The organism is Bradyrhizobium sp. UFLA05-89, from assembly GCF_059803475.1.
Map to the genome: position 1 here is coordinate 1 of NZ_JBANBA010000066.1, position 23,589 is coordinate 23,589.

A 23,589-nucleotide genomic window follows, 5' to 3' on the forward strand; every position below is an offset into this window, starting at 1 on the left:
CCCCTACACGGACGCTGAGCGCGCCTCGATCGCCCGCAACCGTTCGCGCCTGTTCGCCGGTAGCCCAGCGACCGTGCAGCAGAAGCTGAAGCCGCTGCTCGACGCGAGCAAGCCGGACGAATTGATGGTGATCACGGCGGTCTATGACCATGAGGCGCGGAAGAAGTCGTATTCGCTGCTGGCCGATGCATTCGGGCTGGTGAAGAAAGAGGCGGCGTAGAAGCTATCGTGCCCCTGGATCCCGGCTCGCGCGTCCGGGACACGGGAAGCTAATCCAGCTTCTCGCTGAACGTCGCGCGGAACGGATGGCCCGGATACACGCCGACGATGCGGAATTCCCGGGAGAAGAATTTCAGCTCCTCGAGCGCGAAGGCGAGCCCCTTGTCGTTGGGATGGCCGTCGACATCGGCGTAAAACTGCGTCGCGAAAAAATTGCCGTCGACCATGTAGCTTTCGAGCTTGGTCATGTTGACGCCGTTGGTGGCAAAGCCGCCCAGCGCCTTGTAGAGCGCAGCGGGCAGGTTGCGCACCCGGAATACAAAAGAGGTGACCAGCGGGCCCGAATCCTGCTCGGCCCATTTCGCCTCGCGGGCGAGCACGACGAAGCGCGTGGTGTTATGGGCCTCGTCCTCGATGTCCTCGGCCAGAATGTCGAGGCCGTAGATCTTTGCGGCAAGCCGCGAGGCAATTGCGGCGACGCTCTTGTCCTTGCGTTCGGAAATATCGCGCGCGCTACCGGCGGTGTCGGCGGCCACGATCGGTTTGACGCCGAGCTTGCGGATGATGCGCCGGCACTGGCCGAGCGCATGCACATGGCTCTCCACGCTCTTGATGTCTTCGAGCCTGGTGCCCTTCACCGCCATCAATTGATGCCGGATCGGCAGGAACCACTCGCCGATGATGAAGAGGCCTGAGGCCGGCAGCAGATGGTGGATATCGGCGACGCGTCCCGCGACCGAATTCTCGATCGGGATCATGCCGAGATCGGCCTCGCCGGACGAGATCGCTGACAGCGCGTCCTCGAAGGTCGCGCACGGCATCGGCTCGGCGTCGGGATAGGCCTCGTCGATGGCGATGTGGGAATTGGCCCCAGGCTCGCCCTGGAATGCGATTTTCATCTTGCTCATGTCGGGCCTTGTAACAGCGGCTCAGGATTTGGAAAGGATGCTGCGGGCGGTCTCTAAGTCTGCCGCGGTGTCGACGCCGCGGGGCACGGTGTCGACGATGGTGAAGTCGATACGCATGCCAGCCTCCAGCGCCCGGAGCTGCTCCAGCTTCTCCTGCAATTCCAGCGGCGAGGGCGGCAGCGATACGAACCGCTCCAGCGCGGCGCGGCGGTAGGCGTAGAGGCCGATATGGTGGTAACGCGGTCCGTCTCCGGTAGGGGCGGTGGCGCGGGTAAAGTACAGCGCGCGCATCCGCTTACCCCCGAGCGAGGTTCCCACAGCTTTCACAACGCTGGGGGCGAGGTCCTCCTCCTCGGTATGGATTTGCGAGGCCAGCGTCGCGATGTCGACGGAAGGGTCGGCGAGCGGGGGCAGCACGTCGCGGATGTTGGCAGTCGAGATCGTCGGGAAATCGCCCTGGAGATTGACCACGATCTCGGCCTTGCCGTCCGGATCGAGCTTCTGCATGGCCTCGTGGATGCGGTCCGACCCCGACGGATGCTCGGGGCGGGTCATTACGGCGACGCCGCCATGCGCGGTGACGACATCCGCGATCTCCTGCGTGTCGGTAGCGACTGCAACCCGGCCGATCGCGGCGGCTTCCGCCCGGCGCATCACATGCACGATCATCGGCAGCCCGGCGATGTCCTTGAGCGGCTTGCCGGGCAGGCGGGTGGCCGCCATGCGAGCCGGGATCAGCACTAGAATGCGGGGATCGGTCATCGGATCAAGGGCCTGGAAACGGTCGTTTTCCGCACCGGGAAATCGGGTGGGGATGGGAGGAAAGCGGGGCCGTTTATACGGGTTGCCAGACCACGGGCAAACCGATATCTCAATGGCAAAACTCGGGGGAACGATAAGGAACATTTGATTCTCCCGAGGCACGTCCTGGCGGCCGCTTGGGGCCGCTTTATCCTTCTTGCGGTGTGGGGCCTGGCCGGAAATGGACTCTTTCGAACTCAACAAGATCCTCGGTGCCATCCTCGGCACCTGCCTCATTCTCCTGGTGACAAGCTTCACCGCCCAGGCCTTGTTCGCTGCGAAACCGCCGGAGAAGCCCGGCTTCGAGATCGCCGTGAAGGAAGAGGCTGGCCATGGCGCCGAGGGCGGCGCGGCGGCGGCGTCGTCGGAGCCGATCGAAAAACTGCTCCAGACCGCCTCCGTGGAAAAGGGCGCTTCTGCCGCCAAGAAGTGCGGCGCCTGCCACACCTTCGAGAAGGGCGGCCCGAATCGCGTTGGTCCGAACCTCTACGGCGTCGTTGGCCGCGCCCGTGCCACCGAAGCTGGCTTCAACTACTCCGCCGCGATGAAGGGTAAGGGCGGCGAGTGGACCATCGACGATCTCAACAAGTTCATCACCAACCCGAAGGGCTTCATTCCCGGGACGGCGATGGGCTTCGCCGGTATTCCGAAGGATTCGGAGCGCGCCGACGTCATCGCGTATCTGAATAGCCTGGCCGATAGCCCGAAGCCGCTGCCGACTGCGGCGAAGTAAGATCGCCAAAAGATTATGCTGACCCGCGGCCAGGCTCGAAAAGCCTGGCCGTTTCCTTTTTCCTTATCTGTCGCTTGACGCCTCGCAGCGTTGTTATCGGGGCGTTTCGTCGCAGCGAACCGTCCCCGCGGCCTTCCAAGATGAGGAAAAAGCAACACAATCGGTCGAAACCTTGCCGTATATTGGGGCCTTAAAGGGGTAACCTCCTTCAAGACAGGGACGTTCATTTGGCCATTACCCGACGCGATCTTCTGCTAGCCGGCGCTGCGACTGCTGCGCTCCCCGCCCTCGGTTCCGCCGTCGGCATTCCGATCATTGGCGCCGCGCAGGCGCAATCGGCCGGTGAACTTCCCTGGCGCCATGGTCTGTCCCTGTTTGGCGACATCAAGTACCCCGCCGATTTCAAGCGCTTCGACTACGTCAATCCGGACGCGCCGAAGGGCGGCATCGCGCGCATGATCTCGATCGGCACCTTCGACAATTTCAACATTGCGGTTGCCGGCATCAAAGGCGTGATCGCACCGGCTGCCGGGCTGATCCACGAAACCCTGATGACTCGCGCGCAGGACGAAGTGGCGACGCAGTACGGTGAGCTTGCCGAAGCCGCCCAGCATCCGGACGATTTCTCCTGGGTGATCTATCGCCTCCGCAAGGAAGCCCGCTGGCACGACGGCAAGCCGGTCACGCCTGAGGACGTGATCTTCTCGCTGGAGACGCTGAAGAAGCAAAGCCCGATGTACGGGTCGTACTACCGCCATGTGGTGAAAGCCGAGAAGGTCGGCGAGCGCGACATCAAGTTTACCTTTGACGGTCCTGGCAACAGGGAACTGCCCACCATCGTCGGCGAGCTCACGGTGCTGCCAAAGCACTGGTGGGAAGGCACCGATGCGCAAGGGCGCAAGCGCGACATCGGTGCGACTACACTCGAGATTCCGCTCGGCTCAGGTCCATACCGGATCAAGGAATTCGTGGCGGGACGCTCGATCAAGCTCGAACGGGTCAAGGACCATTGGGGCGCGAACTTGCCGAGCCAGGTCGGGCAGAACAATTTCGACGAGTTGCGCTTCGAGTTCTTCCGCGACAACATCGTGGCGCTCGAAGCCTTCAAGGCCGATCAGGCCGACTGGATCGCAGAGAATTCCGCCAAGCAATGGGCGACCGCCTACGATTTTCCGGCAGTCACCGAGAAGCGGGTGGTCAAGGAAGAATTCCCGATCAACGATTCCGGTCGGATGCAGGCCTTCGTGGTCAACAGCAGGCGCGACCAGTTTAGGGACCCGCGGGTGCGGCGGGCTTTCAATTACGCCTTCGACTTCGAGGAGATGAACAAGCAGCTGTTCTTCGGTCAGTACAAGCGGATCAACAGCTACTTCGAGGGCACGGAGCTTGCCGCAACCGGCCTGCCTCAGGGTGAGGAATTGCAGATCCTCGAGACCGTGAAGGACAAGGTGCCGCCGGAAGTCTTCACCACGCCGTACCAGAATCCGGTCGGCGGCAATCCGGAAGCGGTGCGCGCCAACTTGCGTGAAGCGGCAAAGCTCCTGAAGGAGGCGGGCTTCGAGGTACGCGATCACAAGCTGGTCGACGCCTCTGGCAAGGTTCTGACGGTTGAAATCCTGGTCCAGGATCCCTCGTCCGAGCGTATCGCACTGTTCTACAAGCCGTCGCTGGAGCGGATTGGCGTCAATACGTCGGTCCGCACGGTCGACGACGCCCAGTATCAGAACCGGCTGCGGAGCTTCGACTTCGACATGATCATCGATCAGTGGGGCCAGTCGCTCTCGCCGGGCAACGAGCAGCGCGAGTATTGGGGATCGCAGACGGCCGACGTGCCCGGCGCGCGCAACACCATCGGGATCAAGAATCCGGCCGTGGATGCATTGATCGAGAAAGTGATCTTCGCCAAGGACCGCCCTGGGCTCGTTGCCGCAACGCGCGCGCTCGATCGCGTGCTGCTGTGGAATTTCTACGTTGTGCCCCAGTTTACCTATTCGTTCTCGCGCTACGCCCGGTGGGACCGCTTCAGCCATGCCGAGCCGCTGCCGAAATATGGCAGGTCAGGCCTGCCGACGCTGTGGTGGTATGACGCCGAGAAGGCCGCCCGAATCGGAAAACGCTCTTGAGGAAGCTTTCGCGCATGGCGCAGCTTTCACGACGGCACGTGCTGGCCATGGGCGCCGGCGGCGCCTTGAGCGCATCGCTGAGCCCGGCTTGGCTGCGCGGCGCGCAGGGGTCGGAGATGCCGGCCGAGATGCACGGAATCTCGGCGTTCGGCGATCTCAAATATCCGGCCGACTTCCACCATTTCGACTACGTCAATGTCGATGCGCCGAAGGGCGGCACGTTCTCGCTGATCCCGTCGGTGCGCGCCTACAATCAATCCTTCTTCACATTCAGCTCGCTCAACGCCTTCATCCTCAAAGGCGAGGGCGCGCAGGGCATGGATCTGACTTTCATCTCGCTGATGGCGCATGCGGGTGATGAGCCCGATGCGATGTACGGCTATGCCGCCAAATCGGTGCAGATCTCCCCGGACAAGCTCGCCTACCGTTTCACGATTCGGCCCGAGGCGAGGTTTCACGACGGTGGGAGGCTGACCGCGCATGATGTCGCCTTCTCCATCAACACGCTGAAGGAGAAGGGCCATCCGTTGGTCCAGTTGCAGATGCGCGACGTCAAGGGCGCCGAGGCGCTCGATGACTCCATCGTAGTGGTGAATTTCGCCGAGAAGCGCGCGCGCGACGTGCCGCTCTATGCGGCAGGCCTGCCGATCTTCTCGAAGGCTTATTACGCGACGAGGCCGTTCGAGGAATCGACGACGGATGTCCCGCTCGGCTCGGGCCCCTACAAGGTCGGGAAGTTCGAAATCAATCGCTACATCGAGTTCGAGCGGGTGAAGGACTGGTGGGCTGCCGACCTGCCGGTCTGTCGCGGCAGCAACAATTTCGACGTCGTGCGCTACGAGTACTACCGCGATCGCGACGTCGCGTTCGAGGGCTTCACCGGCAAGAACTACTTCTATCGCGAGGAATTCACCTCGCGCATCTGGGCGACGCGCTACGATTTTCCGGCCATCAAGGACGGCCGCGTCAAGCGAGAATCGGTGCCGGACCGAACGCCGTCAGGCGGCCAGGGCTGGTTCATCAACACCCGCCGCGACAAGTTCAAGGACGCCAGGATTCGCGACGCCATGAACTGCGCGTTCGACTTCGAGTGGACCAACAAGACCATCATGTATGGCGCCTATGCCCGCACAATCTCGCCGTTCCAGAACTCTGACCTCGTTGCGCAAGGCATGCCCTCGCCGGAGGAGTTGAGGCTGCTCGAGCCCTATCGCGGCCAGGTCCCCGATGAGGTGTTTGGCGAGCCCTACGTGCCGCCGGTGACGGACGGCTCGGGCCAGGACCGCACGCTGTTGCGCAAGGCGCAGCAGTTGCTCCAGGAGGCAAAGCTTCCGGTCAAGGATGGCAAGCGTCTGCTGCCGAATGGCGACGTCTTCACCGTCGAGTTCCTGATCGACGAGCCGTCGTTCCAGCCGCATCACGCCTCCTTCATCAAGAACCTGAACACGCTTGGGATTGAGGCCAGTCTGCGCGTCGTCGATGCCGTCCAGCATCGCGCGCGGGTCGAAGGGTTCGATTTCGACGTCGCGATCGAGCGCATCAGCATGACGCCGACCCCCGGTGACAGCCTGCGGACCTATTTCACCTCGCAGGCCGCAGCCACGAAGGGATCCCATAACCTGGCCGGCGTCGCCAATCCTGCGATCGATGCGCTGGTGGAGAAAGCGATGGCGGCCAATACGCGCGATGAACTGACGGTCGCCTGCCGTGCTATCGATCGCGTCTTTCGTGCCGGGCGCTATTGGGTGCCGCAATGGAACAACACCAGCCACCGACTGGCCTATTGGGACATGTTCGATCACCCGAAGGAGTTGCCGCGGTACCAGCTGAGTGACTATTCCAGCGACGTCGGCGAGCGGACTCTGTGGTGGTATGATGCCGCCAAAGCCGCCAGGCTCGATCAGGCGAAGTAGCTCATGAGCGCCTATATCGCCCGCCGTATCCTCCTGATGATCCCGACGCTGCTCGGGATCCTCTTCATTTCCTTCGTGGTGGTGCAATTCGCACCGGGCGGCCCGGTGGAGCGCGTGATCGCGCAGCTCTCCGGCGCCGACACCGGCGGCACCTCGCGCATCTCGGGCGGCGGCGATTTCGCGCAGCGTGCGCCGGGACAGGTCGGCGCCGGCGCCGACGCGGTCAACTCGAAATACCGCGGCGCGCAGGGGCTCGATCCCGAGTTCATCAAGAAGCTGGAGCAGCAATTCGGCTTCGACAAGCCAGCGCCCGAGCGCTTCCTGATGATGGTCTGGAATTTCGCGCGGTTCGATTTCGGCACCAGCTACTTTCGCACCGTCAGCGTCATTCAGCTCATCAAGGAGAAGCTGCCGGTCTCGATCTCGCTCGGCATCTGGCTGACGCTGATGACGTACCTGATCTCCATACCGCTCGGCATCCGCAAGGCGGTCAAGGACGGCGCGCGTTTCGACACCTGGACGTCGGCGGTGATCGTGCTCGGCTACGCGATCCCCGGCTTCCTGTTTGCGATCCTCCTGATCATCCTGTTCGCCGGCGGCTCGTTCTTCAACTGGTTCCCGCTGCGCGGGCTGACATCGGACGGCTGGTCGCAATTCCCCTGGTACTGGAAGATCCTCGACTATTTCTGGCACCTGACCTTGCCCCTGATCTCGATGGCGCTCGGTGCATTTGCGACCATGACGTTTCTCACCAAGAATTCGTTCCTGGACGAAATCCGCAAGCAATATGTCATGACCGCGCGGGCCAAGGGCTGTAGCGAGCGACAGGTGCTCTACGGCCACATCTTCCGCAACGCCATGCTGATCGTGATCGCGGGTTTCCCTGGCGCCTTCATCAGCGCCTTCTTCTCGGGCTCGCTTTTGATCGAGACCATCTTCTCGCTGGACGGGCTCGGGCTGCTGGGTTTCGAGAGCGTTCTCAACCGCGATTATCCCGTCGTGTTCGGCACGCTCTACATCTTTTCGCTGATGGGGCTCGTGGTCAATCTGATCTCCGACCTGACCTATATGTGGATCGATCCCCGGATCGATTTCGAGGCGCGGGAGGTCTGATGTCGGTCATCGCGCCCACACCGATCGAGACCAAGACCCAGGCGCCGCTGGGCGAGGCAGTACCCCCTACGGGCAAGGCGTTCGCCCCGTCGCCGCTCAACCGCCGGCGCTGGCAGAACTTCAAGGCGAACAGGCGCGGCTACTGGTCGTTCTGGATCTTCATGGTCCTGTTCGTGGTGTCGCTGTTCGCCGAACTGATCGCCAACGATCGTCCGTTCATGATCAAGTTCGACGGCCGTCTCTACTGGCCCGCTTTCGTTACCTATTCGGAGACCACCTTCGGCGGCGATTTCGAGACCGCGGCCGACTATCGCGATCCCTATTTGCAGAAGCTGATCAAGGACAAGGGCGGCCTGATCGTCTGGCCGCTCATCCGCTATTCCTACGACACCCACAATCTCGACCTGCCGACACCCGCGCCGTCGCCGCCAACCTGGATGCTGACGGAGGCGCAATGCAAGCCGGTGGTGGAGAAGAAGGGACTGAAGAGCTGCCGCGATCTCGAATACAACTGGCTCGGGACCGACGATCAGGGCCGCGACGTGGTTGCGCGTCTGATCTATGGCTTCCGCATCTCGGTGCTGTTCGGCCTCATCCTGACCATCGTCTCGTCGGTCATCGGCATCATCGCCGGCGGCGTGCAGGGCTATTTCGGTGGCTGGATCGATCTGTTGTTCCAGCGCTTCATCGAGATATGGAATGCGATTCCCTATCTCTATCTGCTGCTCATCATATCGGCGGTGCTCCCGCCGGGCTTCTTCATCCTGCTCGGCATCATGGTGCTGTTCCACTGGGTGGCGCTGGTCGGCCTCGTGCGCGCGGAGTTCTTGCGCGGGCGCAATTTCGAATACATCCAGGCTGCACGGGCGCTCGGTGTCTCCAACGCCGTGATCATGTTCCGCCACCTCCTGCCGAACGCCATGGTGGCGACGATGACGTTCTTGCCGTTCATCGTCTCCTCATCGGTGATGACGCTCACGGCGCTGGACTTCCTGGGCTTTGGCCTGCCGCCCGGCTCGCCGTCGCTCGGCGAGATGTTGGCGCAGGCCAAGGCCAACGTGCAGGCGCCGTGGCTTGGTTTCTCCGGCTTCTTCGCCGTCGCGATCATGCTGTCGCTCCTGATCTTCACCGGCGAAGCGGTCCGCGACGCCTTCGATCCGCGCAAGACGTTCAGGTAAGCGATGGACGCGATCAACCAGCCCCTTCTGAGCGTGCGCGACCTCTCGGTGGCCTTCCACCAGGGCGCAGGCACGACGCTCGCCGTCGACAAGGTGTCGTTCCAGATCAAGCGCGGCGAATGCGTGGCGCTGGTCGGCGAATCCGGCTCCGGCAAGTCGGTCAGCGCGCTCTCGGTCATGAAGCTTCTGCCCTATCCCAACGCCTCGCATCCCTCGGGAAGCATCCGCTTCAAGGGGCGTGAGATCCTGAACCTCTCGGAGCAGGAGATGCGCGGAATCCGCGGCAGCGACATCTCCATCATCTTCCAGGAGCCGATGACCTCGCTCAATCCGCTGCACACGATCGAGGCGCAGATCGGCGAGATCATCCAGCTCCACAATCCGACCAGCAATGCGCTGGCGCGCAAGCGGACGCTGGAACTCCTCGCCCAGGTCGGCATCCCCGATCCCGAGACGCGGCTCGCGAGCTATCCGCATCAGCTCTCCGGCGGTCAGCGCCAGCGCGTGATGATCGCGATGGCGCTCGCCAATGAGCCCGACCTGTTGATTGCGGACGAGCCGACGACGGCGCTCGACGTCACGGTGCAGGCGCAGATTTTGGCGCTGCTAGCCGAGATCCGATCGCGCCTCGGCATGAGCCTGCTCTTCATCACCCATGATCTCGGTATCGTGCGCCGTATCGCCGACACCGTCTGCGTGATGAACGGCGGCAAGATCGTCGAGCAGGGGCCGGTCGAGCAGGTCTTCACCAGCCCCAAGCATCCCTATACGCGTGACCTGCTCGCGGCCGAGCCGAAGCCGGATCCGGCGCCGCCGCAGCCGAACGCGCCGGTCGTGATGTCGGCCGACGCGCTGAAGGTCTGGTTTCCGATCAAGCGCGGTTTCCTGCGCAAGACGGTCGGACACATCAAAGCGGTCGACGGCGTCAGCGTCGCCGTGCGCAAGGGCGAGACGCTCGGCGTCGTCGGCGAGTCCGGCTCCGGCAAGACCACGCTCGGGCTTGCGCTCTTACGGCTGATCTCGTCGAACGGCCGCATCGTCTTCCTGGGGAAAGATATCCAGGGTCTGCGCTTCAAGGAGATGCGCCCGTTCCGCCGCGACATGCAGGTCGTGTTCCAGGATCCGTTCGGCTCGCTCAGCCCGCGCATGTCGGTCGCCGATATCGTCGGTGAGGGGCTTTCGGTGCATCAGCCGAAGCTTTCGCGCGAGGACCGCGAGGCACGCGTCATCAAGGCGCTGGAGGATGTCGGTCTCAATCCGGAAACGCGCTTCCGCTATCCGCATGAATTCTCCGGCGGCCAGCGCCAGCGCATCAGCATCGCGCGCGCGATCGTGCTCGAGCCGGATTTCGTCGTGCTGGATGAGCCGACCAGCGCGCTCGACATGCTGTTCCAGGCGCAGATGGTCGACCTTCTGCGCGAATTGCAGCGCAAGCGCGATCTCACCTACATGTTCATTTCGCACGATCTGCGCGTCGTGGCCTCGCTCGCCAGCCACCTGATCGTGATGCGCGGCGGCAAGGTGGTCGAGGAAGGGCAGGCGGCGGAGCTGTTCAAGAACCCGAAGACAGACTACACGCGCGCCCTGTTCGCGGCCGCGTTCCGGCTGGAGACGGCCGGCAACGGGGCGGTGGCGACGTAGGCTCCTCACCTCTCCCCATGGGCGAGGTGGTCCGAGTCACTTTCGCGAGATCAACCCAGCCGCTTGATCGCAATGACCTCGCTGCCGGCCTGCTTGATCCGCGCAATTGCCGGTTGGATCGCCTCGATCACCGTCGCCATGTGATGCGCGTTGGCGTGGACCATGGTGCTGCCATCGCGCACGATCGCGACATGGCCCTTCCAGAAAATCAGGTCGCCGCGTTGCAGCTTGGTCCTCTCATGCGGCTCCAGGGTTCGTCCGAGACCCGCCAATTGCATGTCGCTGTCGCGCGGGCAGCCGATGCCGGCGGCAGTGAGTGAAACCTGGACCAGCCCCGAGCAATCGATGCCGAATGAGCTCTTCCCGCCCCAGAGGTAGGGCGTGCCGACGAAGCGCTCGGCGACGGCGACCAAATCCGGCTCGCGGTGGTCGAGAGCGACGAGGTGCGTCTTCGGGAGATAGTGTCCCTCGCGGGTGATTGCGAAGGAGCCGTCCTCGCGCGTTACCGCGACTTTTGACCCCATCACGAGCGTGTCGGATGGCGGCAGCTTGATCGACGGGCCCGGAAAGGCAAAGGTCCGGAGCGCACTGACCTTGTTTGTCGGCGCAGCCGCGGGCTTGGCGAGCGTCGCATCGGGAACCCAGCCGACATAACCGTCACTTACGAGCTGGCCCCAGGCCCAGCCTTCGCCGTTGCGATCGTAGATCGTGACGCGCTCGCCGCGCAGCGCCTCGGTCATCAGCATCGCGCTCGACGACGGCTGCTCGCGCAGCGGCGCGATTGCCTCGACCACCTCGAATTCTTCGCCGGTGACGAAGCGCTCGGCCTGCACCTTGGCTTCGAGATATTTCGCGGCGATGTCGCCGCGTGCCGGCGTCACCCGAGGGTCATGCATAGCGTTCGCTCAAAAGTGCGAAGAGAGCGCGCGCGGCCTGGCATTCGCCGCCCTCGGGTCGCGCGGGTTTTGCCGATGGCGTCCAGGCGTAGATGTCGACATGCAGCCAGCTCTTCGCCTGCTCGACGAAACGCTGCAGGAACAGCGCGCAGGTGATCGAGCCGGCGAAGGCTCCGGATGGCGCGTTGGTGATGTTGGCCGTCTTGGAGTCCAGCCAGGAATCGTAAGCCGGCCATAGCGGCATGCGCCACAACGGATCGTTCTCCTTGACGGCGCAGCGCGCGACGTCGGCGGCAAGCGTCTCATCATTGGTGTAAAAGGGCGGTAAATCCGGGCCCAGCGCAACGCGTGCCGCACCGGTCAGCGTGCCCAGATCGATCAGCAGATCGGGCTTCTCCTCGTCCGCCAGCGCCAGCGCGTCGGCCAGCACCAGCCGGCCTTCCGCGTCGGTGTTCCCGATCTCGACCGTGATCCCCTTGCGCGAGGGGAAGATGTCGAGCGGCCGGAAGGCATTGCCGGCGACCGCGTTCTCCACGGCGGGGATCAGCACGCGCAGCCGCACCTTGAGCTTGGCACCCATCACCATGCGCGCGAGCGCCAGCACGTTGGCCGCACCGCCCATGTCCTTCTTCATGATGAGCATTCCGCTCGACGGCTTGATATCGAGCCCGCCGGTGTCGAAGCAGACGCCCTTGCCGACCAGAGTGACCTTTGGATGCGCAGGGTCGCCCCAGGTGATGTCGATCAGACGCGGCGCGCGGGTCGAAGCCATGCCGACTGCATGGATGAGCGGAAAATTCTGCGCCCTCAATTCGTCGCCGACGATGCAGCCAAAGCTCGCGCCGAATTCGGCGGCGAGCGCCTGCGCCGCCGCAGCGAGCTCGACAGGCCCCATGTCGTTGGCAGGCGTGTTGACGAGATCGCGTGCCAGACACGCCGCATCGGCGATCCCAGTAATTTCGGCGGCGTCGACCCCATCGGGCGGCACCAGCCTGACCTCGGGCGCATCCGCTTTGCGGTAGCGGGCAAAGCGATAGCTGCCGAGTGCAAAGGCGAGGGTGGCGAGGCGCGTATCGTGCGGCGCATTGGCGAAGCGATAGGTGCCGGCAGGCAGCAGCCCCGGCAGGCTGCCTGGCCGGAACAGGTCGCGTGATCTTGCGGCCTCGTCCTCGAGGCCGAACAAGACCCCTGCGACTGCGCCATCCGGCGCCGGCAACGCGAGATAGGCGCCCGGCTTTCCGGCAAAGCCGTTGGCCGCGGCGAACTGCCGTTGCGGCGGCACCAGCGTCTCGGCGACCCGGTCCCAGCTCGATTTGGTAACGAAGGTGATGGGAATGGCGGCAGACGACGTCTCGAATACGGAAGGCATTGGCGGGTCCGGCCCAAGCTGGTTCAGATGATGACAAGAGACTTCGCAGAGTTTCGCGGCACCCGCAATCGGCTTTGCCGCCCTCGGCGCGCCCGCGAGCTGCTACTCGCCTCGCCGTCACCATGCTAGGTTCCACCAAAACTCGTCTGTGGCGTCGGTGCCGCGGATCAAGGGCAAGTCCAAGACAAGCCGTGCCGGGAGGGAATGCAATGGAATTTCTGTGGAGCGTGGTCGCGTTTTTCGGCCAGGCCGTCGAGGCGGTCTTCGCCTATGTCGAACACCATCACTGGATCTTCGCATTCCTCGCCGGCGGCTACATTTTCTATCTCCATGACCGCGCAGTCCATGCGCGTTTCGACGCGCTCGACAAGCGCATCGATGAAGTGAGGAAGCGCCTCGCCATGGAGTACTGAGCCGCTCCGCGCAAGACCGTTGAGGGTCGACCTCGCTCTCGGTGGCATGCCCGCCGGCCGTGCGGCGCTCCGCCCTGGGGGCGGCAGGCCCGTGTTAACCGGCCGTTAGGGTTAACAGTCTATTGCTGGCGTGTTCGGCTCGATCAATCGGCTCGAGAGTCAAAGCGTCATGCGTCAGCGGTTCAGTGTTGCCCGGCTTCTTGCATCCAGCTCGCTGGTGGCGGTCATCGCTGCGGGCCTCGGCGGCTGTACGGCGATGTCTAAGATTTCCGACATCACGGGCTCGGTGTCGCCGCGCACGGAAACCGCAGTGCCCGCAGATCCTGTCCGCGCCGCCGACGTCTATGGCGAGCGCTACCGCGCCAATCCGAAGGATCCCGACGCCGCGCTTGCCTTTGGCCAGGCGCTGCGCGCCAACGGCCAGCGGGCGCAGGCCGCCGCCGTGCTGGAGCAGGCAACCATCGCCCATCCCGGCAATAAGCCGCTTCTGGCGCTCTATGGCCACGCGCTCGCCGACAACGGCAATTTTCAGCAGGCCTTCGACGTGCTGTCGAAGGCGCACTCGCCCGACAACCCGGACTGGCGCCTGCTCTCCGTGCAGGGCACCTGCCTCGACCAGATGGGCAAGCACGAGGAAGCGCGCCGCTACTATGTCAGCGCACTGAAGATCACGCCCGGCGATCCAGGCGTCCTGTCCAATCTCGGCCTTTCCTACATGCTCACGAAGGAGTTGCCGCGGGCGGAAGAGACGCTCCGGCAGGCCTATGCCTCGCCACGCGCCAGCGCGCGGGTACGGCAGAATCTTGCGCTGGTGGTCGGCCTGCAGGGACGCTTCGCGGAGGCCGAGAGCATCGTCAAGGCCGACCTGCCGCCGGACGAAGCCGCGGCCAACGTCGCCTACCTCAAGGAAATGCTGAACCGCAACGACGCGCCGCACAACGCGGCAAAGCGCATGCCGGTCGCTTCCCTCAGCCAATCGGAATAGCCGGCTAGAACAGGACGAGTTTCCGGCGCGAGTCGGAGGTGCAGTTCACCCCTCCTCGCTGGGGAGAGGTGAACCTCGGCAACTGCTTGCGTTTGATCTCACTCAACGCGTGTTGGACGGCGCGAGCGATCAATGCAGCTCGGAGACCTTGATGCCGGTCGGTCCGAGAATGACGACGAACAGCACCGGCAGGAAGAACAGGATCATCGGCACGGTCAGCTTTGGCGGCAGCGCGGCGGCCTTCTTCTCGGCCTCGTTCATGCGCATGTCGCGGTTTTCCTGTGCCATCACGCGCAAGGAATGTCCGAGCGGGGTACCGTAGCGCTCCGCCTGCTGAAGCGCGAGACAGACCGATTTGACGCCTTCGAGGCCGGTGCGCCGCGCCAGGTTCTCATAGGCTACTTTGCGGTCCTGCAAGTAGGACAGCTCGGCCGTGGTCAGCGTGAATTCCTCCGACAGCGCGATCGACTGGCCGACGATCTCGGTCGCGACTTTGCGGAATGCCATCTCGACCGACATGCCGGACTCGATGCAGATCAGCAGCAGGTCGAGCGCGTCGGGAAAGGCGCGCTTGATCGAGAGCTGGCGTTTGGAGATCGCGTTGCGCAGGAACAGCATCGGCGCCTGGAGACCAAGATAGGCGGCGCCGACGCAGATACCGACCTTGATCGGCAGCGACTGCTGCATATGCGCGATCAGGAACACGTAGAGCATGGAGCCGACGAACAGCACGAGCGGTGTCACCATGCGGGCGAACAGGAAAGTGATGTAGGGCGCCTGGCCACGATAGCCTGCCATCACGAGCTTATCGCGCGCGGCTTCCTGCGCCAGCCATTTGGTGAGGTTGAAGTCGTCGACCACCCTGGAGACGAGTTGCTTCGGCGTCTGACGCAGCGAAACCTTCTCGGTCTTGGCGAGCCGGTCGCGCTCGCGCTGCCGGATGCGCTCGCGCTCGCTTGCCACCGCCTTCATGCGCTTGGCAAGGCCTTCGCCGGCGAACAGCGGCATCACCAGCGTGTAGACGGTGGCGCTGGCGGCGATTGCCGCCAGCAGCATCGTCATGAAATGAACGTCGTGCAGTTTCGTGACGAGGAGATCGACCATACGCGCACCGTCAGAAGTCGAAGTTGATCATTTTCTTCATCACCAGGATGCCCATCGACATCCAGACGACGCAGCCGACCAGCATGAGCTGGCCGGTGGGGTGGGTCCACAGCAGCGAGATGTATTGCGGGGTCGTGAGATAGACCAGGAACATCACGATCGGCGGCAGCGAGCCGATGATGCCGGCGGAGGCCTTGGCCTCCATCGACATCGCCTGGATCTTTTCCTTCATCTTCTTGCGGTCACGCAGCACCTTCGAGAGGTTGCCGAGGGCCTCGGAGAGGTTGCCGCCGGACTTCTGCTGGATCGAGACGACGATGCCGAAGAAGTTCGCTTCCGGCAGCGGCATGCGCTCATAGAGACGCGCGCAGGCCTCACCCAGCGGCATGCCGATGGCCTGGGTCTCGATGATCGCCAAGAACTCGCTGCGCAGCGGCTCCGGCGAATCGGCAGCGACGACCTTGATCGATTCGAACAGCGGCAGGCCGGCCTTGATGCCGCGGACGATGACATCGACCGCATCCGGGAGCGCCGCCAGGAACTTGTTCTCGCGGCGCTTCTTCAGGAAGCTCAGCATCCAGCGCGGTAGGCCCAAGCCGCCGGCGAAGGCAAGGCCCGCGGCCCCCAGCAGTCCGCCGCCGACGAACATGACGACGAAGAAGAACGCGCCGCCGAGCGCGGCGGAGACGATCCAGAATTTCTGCGACGTCCAGTCCAGTCCGGCCTGCGACAGCCGCACGCTGAGTGGAACGCTCTTTTCCTTCAGACGACGCTGTTCGAGATCCTTGAGCGTGGTCTCGACCTGCTCGCGGCGCGAGCGCTGGCTTTTCTCGGCCTGCCGTGTCGCGACCGGCTCGGCGCGCGCGACGGAGGCGCGGCGGCTCTCCGCCTTTCGCTCGCCTGATAACAGCGGATAGAGGAAAACCCAGGCGATGCCGCCGACGGCGGCGGTGGCGAGAAAGGCGAGGGCGAGGACCTGTATCTTCATGGTGCGTTACCGCTCACGTCTTCGCCGCCACTTCCGCCGCATCGAGCGCAGCGGCAAGGCGCTTCTCCTCGCCGTAGTAGCGGGCGCGCTCCCAGAAGCGGGGCCGACCGATGCCGGTCGAGCGATGCCGTCCGATGATCTTGCCGTTGGCGTCCTCACCCACGAGGTCATAGAGGAAGATGTCCTGCGTGATGATGGTGTCGCCCTCCATGCCCATCACCTCGGTGATGTGGGTGATGCGGCGCGAACCGTCGCGCAGGCGGGCGGCCTGGATGATGACGTCGATGGAGGCGCAGATCATCTCGCGGATGGTGCGCGAGGGCAGGGAGAAGCCGCCCATCGTGATCATGGATTCGCAGCGCGACAGCGCCTCGCGCGGATTGTTGGCATGCAGCGTGCCCATCGAGCCGTCATGGCCGGTGTTCATGGCCTGCAACAGGTCGAAGGCCTCGGGTCCGCGGACCTCGCCGACGATGATGCGTTCGGGGCGCATACGCAGGCAGTTGCGCACCAATTCGCGCATCGTGACCTGGCCTTCACCCTCGATGTTGGGCGGTCGGGTTTCGAGCCGCACCACGTGAGGCTGCTGGAGCTGCAGTTCGGCCGCGTCCTCGCAGGTGATGACGCGCTCGTCGTGCTCGATGTAGTTGGTCATGCAGTTGAGCAGCGTCGTCTTGCCCGAACCGGTACCGCCGGAGATCAGCACGTTGCAACGGCAACGGCCGATGATCTGGAGGATCTCCGCGCCTTCGGGGGTGATCGCGCCGAACTTGACGAGCTGATCCAGCGTCAGCTTGTCCTTCCTGAACTTGCGGATGGTCAGCGCGGGGCCATCGATCGACAACGGCGGCACGATGGCGTTGACGCGGGAGCCGTCGGCGAGACGGGCGTCGCAGATCGGCGAGGATTCGTCGACGCGCCGGCCGACCTGGCTGACGATGCGCTGGCAGATGTTGAGGAGCTGCTGGTTGTCGCGGAAGCGGATGCCGGTGCGCTGGATCTTGCCACCGACTTCGATGAACACCGTGTTGGCACCGTTGACCATGATGTCGGCGATGTCGTCGCGCGACAGTAGCGGCTCGAGCGGGCCATAGCCGAGCACGTCGTTGCAGATGTCGTCGAGCAGCTCCTCCTGCTCGGCGATCGACATCACGATGTTCTTGATCGCGATGATCTCGTTGACGATGTCGCGGATTTCCTCGCGCGCGGATTCGGAGTCGAGCTTGGCGAGCTGGGCGAGGTCGATCGCCTCGATCAGGGCGCCGAAGATCGTCGCCTTGACCTCGTAGTAATTGTCCGAGCGGCGGCTCTCCATCGGCGGGGGCGGGGGAGCCTTGATCGGCGCCAGCGGCGGCGAGGCGATGGCCGGGGGCGGCGGCGCGCGCGAAACACTCGGCGCCGGGGCCTGGGCAGGCTCTGGCGACACGGCGCCGGGCTTGGGGGCCCGAAGGTCGGTGTCTGTTCCGCTACGCTTACCGAACACTTAACAACTCCATGCGGCGGCTATTTTCCGCGCAACTTCTCAATCAGGGGTGAAAGGAACGACGACTTTTGCTTCTTGGTCTCGCTGCGGCCGGTCAGGCGCTGGGCGATCTGGAGGAACATGTCGATCGACTTATGGTTGGCCGAGATTTCCGCGATCATCTGGCCGTTATTGGCCGCGGAGCCGAAAGTCTGTGGCTCGAACGGGATCGAGGCGATTGGCTGGCTCTCGATCGCCTTGGCGAACTCGGTGGCGGCGATTTCGGGCCGTTTGGGGACGCCGACCTGGTTCAGGCAGTAGAGCGGAGGCCGGTCGTTCGGCCGAGCCGCCTTCAAGAGGTCGAACAGGTTCTTGGTGTTGCGCAGGTTCGCAAGGTCGGGCGCGGCCACGATCAGGATGTCGTCCGCCCCGATCAGGGCGCGCTTGGTCCAGCCCGTCCATTGGTGCGGGATGTCGAGCACGATGCAGGGCATGGTCGAGCGCAGCGTGTCGAACACGGCGTCAAAGGCGTCGGTGCCGAAATCATAGACCCGGTCGAGCGTCGCCGGCGCGGCCAACAGGCTCAGATGGTCGGTGCATTTCGACAACAGACGGTCGACGAAGGCCGTATCGACGCGGTCCGGCGAGAACACGGCGTCCGCGATGCCCTGCGGCGGATCCTGGTTGTAGTCGAGCCCGGCGGTGCCGAAGGCGAGGTCGAGATCGGCGACCACCGCGTCCATGGCGAGGTCGCGCGCGATCGCCCAGGCGACGTTGTGGCTGATGGTGGAGGCGCCGACGCCGCCCTTGGCGCCGACGACTGCAATGATGCGGCCGACCGCCTTGGCTTCCGGCGCAGAGAACAGATTGCAGATCGATCGCACGACGTCGATCGGGCCAACCGGTGCCAGCACATAGTCGCTGACGCCGCGGCGCACGAGCTCGCGATAGAGCATGACGTCGTTGATGCGGCCGATCACGACGACGCGGGTGCCGGCATCGCAGACGGTCGCGAGCTGGTCGAGGCCGCCGAGCAGGTCAGCCCGCCCGTCGCTCTCCAGGACGATCACGTTCGGTGTGGGGGCGGAGCGATAGGCTTCGGCTGCAGCCGCGATGCCGCCCATCTGGATCTTCAGGTGAGCCTTGCCGAGGCGGCGGTCCTCGCCGGCCGATTGCACGGCGGCGGCGGTTTCCACGGTCTCGCAGAACGCCTGGACCGAGACGCGTGGGGCAGGTGCAATATGCTCTTCTGCCGGCGGCGGCGCGCCCTGCGGCTGTTCGTCTTGAGTCTGGCGAGCGTAGCTGATCATTTGCCGGTGTCGCTGAGTTTGGCCTTGTCGGCCTCGGGATAGGTGGTCGACGTCGTCTGACCCTTGCGATATTTCTCGAAGGCGACATTGCGGCGCATCGTGTAGGCCGGCGTTTCAGGCCGCGGCTGCTCGAGATCCGACGGATTGTCGATCATTGCAGCCATATTGCGCTGATAGCTGCAGCCGAAATTGTAATAAGACTTGTTCTCGAACCATCGCGGGTTCTTGATGGAGGGGCCGACATCTTCAGGCCATAGCCCGCAGGGACCCGCGACCGCGGCAATCCTGGAATAGGTCAGGCGGATCGGCGGCAGGAAGCGCTGGTCTTCGGGGCGATAGCGGCGCACGATGACGCCGCGCGGCGGCACGCCGGCGGCAGCCAGCATTGCCTGAATTTCCCGCAGCGAATCCGCAGCCGGGCGCGCATTGGGCGTGTCGGTCGGCACGTCGATATGAATCGCGCCGGTGCCTTCATGCGTCCAGGTCGATGCCAGGCCCATGACGTCGGCGCGCTGGGCTGCGGTCAGGCCGCCGCGCGCGTGACCGACGAAGACGACGATGGAGCGGTTCTGCTCCTCGATCGCGATCGGGTGGCGCTGCTTGTAATCCTCGGGAATGGAGGCGGTGACGGCTTCGTCGGTATGGGTGCAGGCGCCGAGCGCAATCGCGATGCCGACGAGCGCGCCGCTGACGCGCAGGGCACTGTTGCGATTCTGGGGTGGTCTGGTGGTCATTCTCGAAGTCCCCGTTCCGCCTCAGTCGGTGATGAAGCCGTAGGTGCCGCGATAATTCCGTGCGGGATCGACCCGGCCCGGAACGCCGTAGATGCGGTTGATGTTGCCGAGCAGCTCGGCCTGTGGATCGGAAGGCGCGGCAAAGCCGTCATCCGGACGCGACAGGTCCTTCTGCGCGACGGCGCGTACGATATAGGGCGTCACCAGAACCATCAGCTCGGTCTGGTTGTTGACGTAGTCGCGGCTGCGGAACAGCGTGCCGAGCACCGGGAGCTGCATCAGCCCGGGCAATCCACTGACCGCCTGCTTGGTCTGCTCCTGGATCAGGCCTGCCATCGCCATCGCGCCGCCGGACGGAATTTCCAGCGTGGTCTCCGCTCGCCGGGTCCTGATCGAGGGCACCGTCAGCGAGTTCGTCGTGCTCGATGAGACCGCCTGCGACAGCGTGATCGAGTTGTCGTTGGAGAGCTCCGAGACCTCGGTCATGACGCGCAGGCTGATCTTGCCCTCGGTCAGCACCACCGGGGTGAAGTTGAGCGAGATGCCGAACTTCTTGAAGCTGATCTGGTTGGTACAGACGTGCGTTGTCGGATCGCAGGCATAGCCCGCCGGCACGGGGAATTCACCACCGGCGATGAAGGTCGCCGACTCGCCCGAGATCGCGGTCAGGTTCGGCTCGGCCAGCGTGCGGATCACGCCCGCGGTTTCCATCGCGCGCAGCGTCGCCTGCACGGAGGGGGTCGAGCCGAACGACGTGTTCAGGCTATTACCGGACACCAGGTTGCGGCCCAGGGCCGTGAACGGATTGGAGTTGGTGAAGTTCACGACCGCGGTGCCGTAAGCGAGATTGGCGGAGAGGTCGATGCCGAGCTGCTTGACGATGTTGCGCGCAACTTCGGCGACCGTCACCTTCAGCATGACCTGGTCGCGGCCGCGGACCACGATGGAGTTCACCACCTTGTCGGCGCCGCCGGCAAGGCGGACGGCAAGGTCGTTGGCCTGCTGCGCCTCGATCGGATTTGCCGCAGTGCCGGTCAGAATGACGCCCTCGGCGAGACCGTCGATCTGGATGTCGGAGTTGGGGGCGACCTGCTTCAGCGCCGCGCGGATGCCGTTGAGGTCGCGCTTGACCGCGATGTCATAGGCCGCGATCTGCTGGCCGGCGGAATCGAAGAACACGATGTTGGTCTGGCCGACGGCGGCGCCGATGATATAGGCGCGCTGCGCCGAGCGGACCACCGCGTTGGCGATCTTGGGATCGGCGACCAGCACGTCCTTGATATCGCGCGGCAGGTCGATCACGATCGACTTGCCAACGCCGAGCGACAGGAAGCGCGCGTTCATCTGGCCGTCGGCCGCGATCGGTGCCGCGTTGCGATAGTCGGCGGCGATGACCGGGGTGAGCGCCGGATTGAGCGTCAGTGCCAGTGCGGCTGAAAACGACAGGGCGCGAACCATGCTGGTCCGCAACGCCGCCCGATTGCCCCTGCATTTCATATCGAAGGCCCCCATCGTCACTTCTGTGCGGTCATCTGGCTCGGAATGCCGAAGCGAATGACCGAGACGGTCTCGCCGCGCCTGCGCGCCGGCTCGTCCTCGTTCTCGTTCTTGGCGTTGATGTCGGCGATGCTGCGCAGCGCCAGCGACAGCGTGCCGGTCTGGCGCGCGCGTGCCAGCGTTTCGGTCTGCTCCGGCTTTAGTTCGAGCGTCACGGTCTTGCCGACGACGCTGTTCTGGCCGTCCTTCTCCTTCGGCGCCTGGTCGATCGCCAGAACACGGATGTTGGACAGGAGGATCTCGGAATTGACGACGTCACCGCCCGCGCTGGCGCCGGCATTCTTGTCGCGCCGGGTGAGCAGCACGTCGACGCGGTCATTGGGCAGAATGAAGCCGCCGGCGCCGGTCTCTGCCGAGATTTCGGTGGAGACGGCGCGCATGCCGCTCCGCAGGATCGCAGCCATGAAGCCGGACCCCTCGGCCTTCACCAGCTTCTGCTCGCGGATCGGCTCGCCCTGGATGAAGGGCGCGCGGGCGATCGAGCCCGTGATCTGGGTGGTGGCGTCGGGACGTTCGTTGCGGCGGATGAAGACAGCGCTGGCGGTCGCCGTCGGCCAGGTCTGCCACTGCATGTCTTCGGGCTTGACGGTTTGACCGAGGCCGATGTCGGACTTGGCCACCAGGACGTCGACGGTCGGAAGCTGAGCAACCGGCGCGGCCGGGGGCGGCGACGGGCTGTCGGACCCGCTCGCCAGGTACGCGGCGATGCCGCCGGCACCGATAGCGACCGTCAGGACGACAATGCGTGCGGTATTCATTACGCTTCACTTTCCACAAGACGCCGCGACGCTGCCGCCGCCGTGATGGCAGTTGACCAGCTAAACGTCAAAGCATGGTTAATGAGGCGTATCTAAATCGGCTTAACGCCGGGTTTATCCGGTGCGTTCAGCGCAGCGCGAGGTGAGCGAGATCAATCGCTTTCACCCATTCCGTCTCCGGATAGACCATCAGCGCGCCGATCGCGAGCGCGATGCCGTAGGGGATGTCGCCTTCCTTGGCGTGCAGCCGCGCGAGCCAGGCCTGTCCGGCAAGTCCGTAAGGCAACGGCCATTGCCGGAACTGGAGCAGCAGCAAGGTCAGCGCGCCGCCGAACAGCGAGGCGTAGAGCAGGAAGTTCATCAGATGGGTAAAGCCGAACCAAAGCGCGACGGAGGCTGCGACTTTCGCGTCGCCGCCGCCGATCCAGCCCATGGCAAAGCAGGAGAATGTGATGACCAGCATCAGGGCACCGGCGCCGACATGGGTCAGCATGTCGTAAGGCGCCATGCCGCCTATGAGCGCAAGGACGAAGAAGCCGGCGACCAGCGCCAGCGACACTCGGTTCGAGATGGTCATCGTGAGCAGGTCGCTCGCGGCGGCGAAGGCCACCAGGGCCGGGAAGAGCAGAAGGCGCGCGAGGTCGAGGATCATGATCTGCTTCTTCAGGGAGCGCTGGCCGGCGCGGGATCGGAGCTCGCGGTATTCTAGTCGTCAGTGTTAAACAAACCTGAAACGGGGTACTGCGGAGATCACCAGATGCTGGCGATCCGGGCCGCGAGCGCGACCAGCGCGAGCAACAGCGCAAGGCAGACCCAATAGGTCGGCGCCTCGCTTTGCGCGGAAGCTGCCGTCTCGAACACGGCATCGGTTCTGGTCTTATGCAACGCCACTGGAACTCGAGGCTTTCCGGAAAGACAAAGCCCCGGACGTATCCGGGGCTTCCTGCAACACGTCGGACGCTTACTTCAGCGAGCTGCTGATCGAGCCGAACTTGGAGTTCAGCGAGGTGCCGAGGTTGTTGACGACGGTGATGATCGCGAGCGCAATGCCGGCGGCGATCAGGCCGTACTCGATGGCAGTGGCGCCGGATTCATCCTTCACGAAACGCGCAATCAGGTTCTTCATGAGCAAAAACTCCATGTGGGTGTGGGGTGGCCTCGTTCGGCGCAAATTCCAAGTGTTGCGAGGATGAGAGCCGAGCCGTTGCGGTACGGTTAACCTGATCACGGAAACTCGATTCTGGCGTGATGCTTTTCACCAGAGTCAATTTCGTCTTAAGGCGCGCATTCGAAATTCGAAGCATTTGCGGTCCGCGGGAACAAAGACCGCCAATATGCAGAGCGGCTTCACGCTCCCTTAAATTTCGAAGCGTAGGCGTAAAGC

22 protein-coding genes and 1 pseudogene are annotated in these 23,589 nt (G+C 64.1%); 9 read left to right on the forward strand and 14 right to left on the reverse strand.

The annotated features are described in order from the left end of the window. A pseudogene (locus SO139_RS28355) lies at positions 1-220 on the forward strand (LLM class flavin-dependent oxidoreductase); the annotation flags it as partial. Between the two features lie 49 nt (positions 221-269). Here the strand turns inward: SO139_RS28355 and SO139_RS28360 are convergent. Together SO139_RS28360 and SO139_RS28365 are read right to left on the reverse strand one after the other, a co-directional pair. Further along, positions 270-1,127: a prephenate dehydratase gene (locus tag SO139_RS28360; RefSeq protein WP_449381319.1), complete on the reverse strand. Its 858-nt coding sequence runs from the start codon at positions 1,125-1,127 to the stop codon at positions 270-272. A 21-nt stretch (positions 1,128-1,148) separates the two neighbouring features. Continuing rightward, positions 1,149-1,889: a 3-deoxy-manno-octulosonate cytidylyltransferase gene (locus SO139_RS28365; RefSeq protein WP_449381375.1), complete on the reverse strand. Its 741-nt coding sequence runs from the start codon at positions 1,887-1,889 to the stop codon at positions 1,149-1,151. 220 nt (positions 1,890-2,109) lie between these two features. On the opposite strand from SO139_RS28365, the gene SO139_RS28370 reads away from it, so the two are divergent. The 6 genes from SO139_RS28370 (at position 2,110) to SO139_RS28395 (ending at position 10,629) form a co-directional block, all read left to right on the forward strand. Then, complete coding sequence (locus SO139_RS28370; RefSeq protein ID WP_474801816.1) at positions 2,110-2,661, forward strand: c-type cytochrome; 552 nt, start codon at positions 2,110-2,112, stop codon at positions 2,659-2,661. 227 nt (positions 2,662-2,888) lie between these two features. After that, positions 2,889-4,784, forward strand: coding sequence for an extracellular solute-binding protein (locus SO139_RS28375; protein WP_449382717.1), 1,896 nt, complete (start codon positions 2,889-2,891; stop codon positions 4,782-4,784). A gap of 14 nt (positions 4,785-4,798) precedes the next feature. Beyond that, on the forward strand, positions 4,799-6,697 hold the full coding sequence (locus tag SO139_RS28380) for an extracellular solute-binding protein (RefSeq protein ID WP_449382716.1): 1,899 nt from the start codon (positions 4,799-4,801) through the stop codon (positions 6,695-6,697). A gap of 3 nt (positions 6,698-6,700) precedes the next feature. Continuing rightward, positions 6,701-7,810 carry a microcin C ABC transporter permease YejB gene (locus SO139_RS28385; protein ID WP_283038202.1) on the forward strand — a complete coding sequence of 370 codons (1,110 nt, stop codon included), beginning with the start codon at positions 6,701-6,703 and terminating at the stop codon, positions 7,808-7,810. Next, complete coding sequence (locus tag SO139_RS28390) at positions 7,810-8,988, forward strand: ABC transporter permease (RefSeq protein ID WP_449382715.1); 1,179 nt, start codon at positions 7,810-7,812, stop codon at positions 8,986-8,988. Before SO139_RS28385 ends, SO139_RS28390 begins: the two co-directional genes overlap by 1 nt. Positions 8,989-8,991: 3 nt before the next feature. Continuing rightward, positions 8,992-10,629, forward strand: a complete 1,638-nt coding sequence (locus tag SO139_RS28395; RefSeq protein WP_449382714.1) for an ABC transporter ATP-binding protein — start codon at positions 8,992-8,994, stop codon at positions 10,627-10,629. 50 nt (positions 10,630-10,679) lie between these two features. Here the strand turns inward: SO139_RS28395 and SO139_RS28400 are convergent, their stop codons facing one another. Both SO139_RS28400 and SO139_RS28405 read right to left on the reverse strand, forming a co-directional pair. Further along, positions 10,680-11,525, reverse strand: a complete 846-nt coding sequence (locus tag SO139_RS28400; RefSeq protein WP_449382713.1) for a C40 family peptidase — start codon at positions 11,523-11,525, stop codon at positions 10,680-10,682. After that, the gene (locus SO139_RS28405; protein ID WP_449382712.1) at positions 11,518-12,894 is read right to left on the reverse strand and encodes a leucyl aminopeptidase family protein; all 1,377 of its coding nucleotides are present in this window, start codon (positions 12,892-12,894) and stop codon (positions 11,518-11,520) included. Before SO139_RS28405 ends, SO139_RS28400 begins: the two co-directional genes overlap by 8 nt. A gap of 209 nt (positions 12,895-13,103) precedes the next feature. Here SO139_RS28405 and SO139_RS28410 point away from each other — a divergent pair, with 209 nt between their 5' ends. Beyond that, positions 13,104-13,307 carry a hypothetical protein gene (locus tag SO139_RS28410; RefSeq protein WP_449382711.1) on the forward strand — a complete coding sequence of 68 codons (204 nt, stop codon included), beginning with the start codon at positions 13,104-13,106 and terminating at the stop codon, positions 13,305-13,307. 169 nt (positions 13,308-13,476) lie between these two features. Then, the gene (locus SO139_RS28415) at positions 13,477-14,292 is read left to right on the forward strand and encodes a tetratricopeptide repeat protein (protein WP_449382710.1); all 816 of its coding nucleotides are present in this window, start codon (positions 13,477-13,479) and stop codon (positions 14,290-14,292) included. A gap of 129 nt (positions 14,293-14,421) precedes the next feature. Here SO139_RS28415 and SO139_RS28420 read toward each other — a convergent pair whose 3' ends face one another. The 10 genes from SO139_RS28420 to SO139_RS28465 form a co-directional block, all read right to left on the reverse strand. Then, positions 14,422-15,396 (reverse strand): type II secretion system F family protein, encoded by a 975-nt coding sequence (locus tag SO139_RS28420; RefSeq protein ID WP_449382709.1) that lies wholly within the window; start codon positions 15,394-15,396, stop codon positions 14,422-14,424. A 10-nt stretch (positions 15,397-15,406) separates the two neighbouring features. Continuing rightward, positions 15,407-16,384, reverse strand: coding sequence for a type II secretion system F family protein (locus tag SO139_RS28425; RefSeq protein ID WP_449382708.1), 978 nt, complete (start codon positions 16,382-16,384; stop codon positions 15,407-15,409). A 13-nt stretch (positions 16,385-16,397) separates the two neighbouring features. Beyond that, complete coding sequence (locus SO139_RS28430; RefSeq protein WP_449382707.1) at positions 16,398-17,867, reverse strand: TadA family conjugal transfer-associated ATPase; 1,470 nt, start codon at positions 17,865-17,867, stop codon at positions 16,398-16,400. A gap of 20 nt (positions 17,868-17,887) precedes the next feature. Beyond that, positions 17,888-19,156, reverse strand: coding sequence for a CpaE/TadZ family protein (locus SO139_RS28435; RefSeq protein WP_449382706.1), 1,269 nt, complete (start codon positions 19,154-19,156; stop codon positions 17,888-17,890). Further along, on the reverse strand, positions 19,153-19,890 hold the full coding sequence (locus tag SO139_RS28440; protein ID WP_449382705.1) for a CpaD family pilus assembly protein: 738 nt from the start codon (positions 19,888-19,890) through the stop codon (positions 19,153-19,155). Before SO139_RS28440 ends, SO139_RS28435 begins: the two co-directional genes overlap by 4 nt. 21 nt (positions 19,891-19,911) lie before the next feature. Then, positions 19,912-21,387, reverse strand: coding sequence for a type II and III secretion system protein family protein (locus SO139_RS28445; protein ID WP_449382720.1), 1,476 nt, complete (start codon positions 21,385-21,387; stop codon positions 19,912-19,914). A 17-nt stretch (positions 21,388-21,404) separates the two neighbouring features. After that, a complete protein-coding gene (cpaB, locus tag SO139_RS28450) occupies positions 21,405-22,205 on the reverse strand; it encodes a Flp pilus assembly protein CpaB (protein ID WP_449382704.1) in 801 nt (266 codons plus the stop codon). A 127-nt stretch (positions 22,206-22,332) separates the two neighbouring features. Continuing rightward, positions 22,333-22,857: an A24 family peptidase gene (locus SO139_RS28455; RefSeq protein ID WP_449382703.1), complete on the reverse strand. Its 525-nt coding sequence runs from the start codon at positions 22,855-22,857 to the stop codon at positions 22,333-22,335. A gap of 98 nt (positions 22,858-22,955) precedes the next feature. Next, complete coding sequence (locus SO139_RS28460) at positions 22,956-23,090, reverse strand: hypothetical protein (protein WP_449382721.1); 135 nt, start codon at positions 23,088-23,090, stop codon at positions 22,956-22,958. A gap of 76 nt (positions 23,091-23,166) precedes the next feature. After that, positions 23,167-23,331, reverse strand: coding sequence for a Flp family type IVb pilin (locus SO139_RS28465; protein WP_027521689.1), 165 nt, complete (start codon positions 23,329-23,331; stop codon positions 23,167-23,169). Positions 23,332-23,589: the final 258 nt, after the last annotated feature.

What these genes read in the sequence shown, in the direction of transcription:
- SO139_RS28360 (WP_449381319.1), bottom strand. Translation starts at nt 1,127, where the DNA reads ATGAGCAAGATGAAAATCGCATTCCAGGGCGAGCCTGGGGCCAATTCC.
- SO139_RS28365 (WP_449381375.1), bottom strand. Translation starts at nt 1,889, where the DNA reads ATGACCGATCCCCGCATTCTAGTGCTGATCCCGGCTCGCATGGCGGCC.
- SO139_RS28370 (WP_474801816.1), top strand. Translation starts at nt 2,110, where the DNA reads ATGGACTCTTTCGAACTCAACAAGATCCTCGGTGCCATCCTCGGCACC.
- SO139_RS28380 (WP_449382716.1), top strand. Translation starts at nt 4,799, where the DNA reads ATGGCGCAGCTTTCACGACGGCACGTGCTGGCCATGGGCGCCGGCGGC.
- SO139_RS28385 (WP_283038202.1), top strand. Translation starts at nt 6,701, where the DNA reads ATGAGCGCCTATATCGCCCGCCGTATCCTCCTGATGATCCCGACGCTG.
- SO139_RS28390 (WP_449382715.1), top strand. Translation starts at nt 7,810, where the DNA reads ATGTCGGTCATCGCGCCCACACCGATCGAGACCAAGACCCAGGCGCCG.
- SO139_RS28395 (WP_449382714.1), top strand. Translation starts at nt 8,992, where the DNA reads ATGGACGCGATCAACCAGCCCCTTCTGAGCGTGCGCGACCTCTCGGTG.
- SO139_RS28400 (WP_449382713.1), bottom strand. Translation starts at nt 11,525, where the DNA reads ATGCATGACCCTCGGGTGACGCCGGCACGCGGCGACATCGCCGCGAAA.
- SO139_RS28405 (WP_449382712.1), bottom strand. Translation starts at nt 12,894, where the DNA reads ATGCCTTCCGTATTCGAGACGTCGTCTGCCGCCATTCCCATCACCTTC.
- SO139_RS28410 (WP_449382711.1), top strand. Translation starts at nt 13,104, where the DNA reads ATGGAATTTCTGTGGAGCGTGGTCGCGTTTTTCGGCCAGGCCGTCGAG.
- SO139_RS28415 (WP_449382710.1), top strand. Translation starts at nt 13,477, where the DNA reads ATGCGTCAGCGGTTCAGTGTTGCCCGGCTTCTTGCATCCAGCTCGCTG.
- SO139_RS28420 (WP_449382709.1), bottom strand. Translation starts at nt 15,396, where the DNA reads ATGGTCGATCTCCTCGTCACGAAACTGCACGACGTTCATTTCATGACG.
- SO139_RS28425 (WP_449382708.1), bottom strand. Translation starts at nt 16,384, where the DNA reads ATGAAGATACAGGTCCTCGCCCTCGCCTTTCTCGCCACCGCCGCCGTC.
- SO139_RS28435 (WP_449382706.1), bottom strand. Translation starts at nt 19,156, where the DNA reads ATGATCAGCTACGCTCGCCAGACTCAAGACGAACAGCCGCAGGGCGCG.
- SO139_RS28440 (WP_449382705.1), bottom strand. Translation starts at nt 19,890, where the DNA reads ATGACCACCAGACCACCCCAGAATCGCAACAGTGCCCTGCGCGTCAGC.
- SO139_RS28445 (WP_449382720.1), bottom strand. Translation starts at nt 21,387, where the DNA reads ATGAAATGCAGGGGCAATCGGGCGGCGTTGCGGACCAGCATGGTTCGC.
- cpaB (WP_449382704.1), bottom strand. Translation starts at nt 22,205, where the DNA reads ATGAATACCGCACGCATTGTCGTCCTGACGGTCGCTATCGGTGCCGGC.
- SO139_RS28455 (WP_449382703.1), bottom strand. Translation starts at nt 22,857, where the DNA reads ATGATCCTCGACCTCGCGCGCCTTCTGCTCTTCCCGGCCCTGGTGGCC.
- SO139_RS28465 (WP_027521689.1), bottom strand. Translation starts at nt 23,331, where the DNA reads ATGAAGAACCTGATTGCGCGTTTCGTGAAGGATGAATCCGGCGCCACT.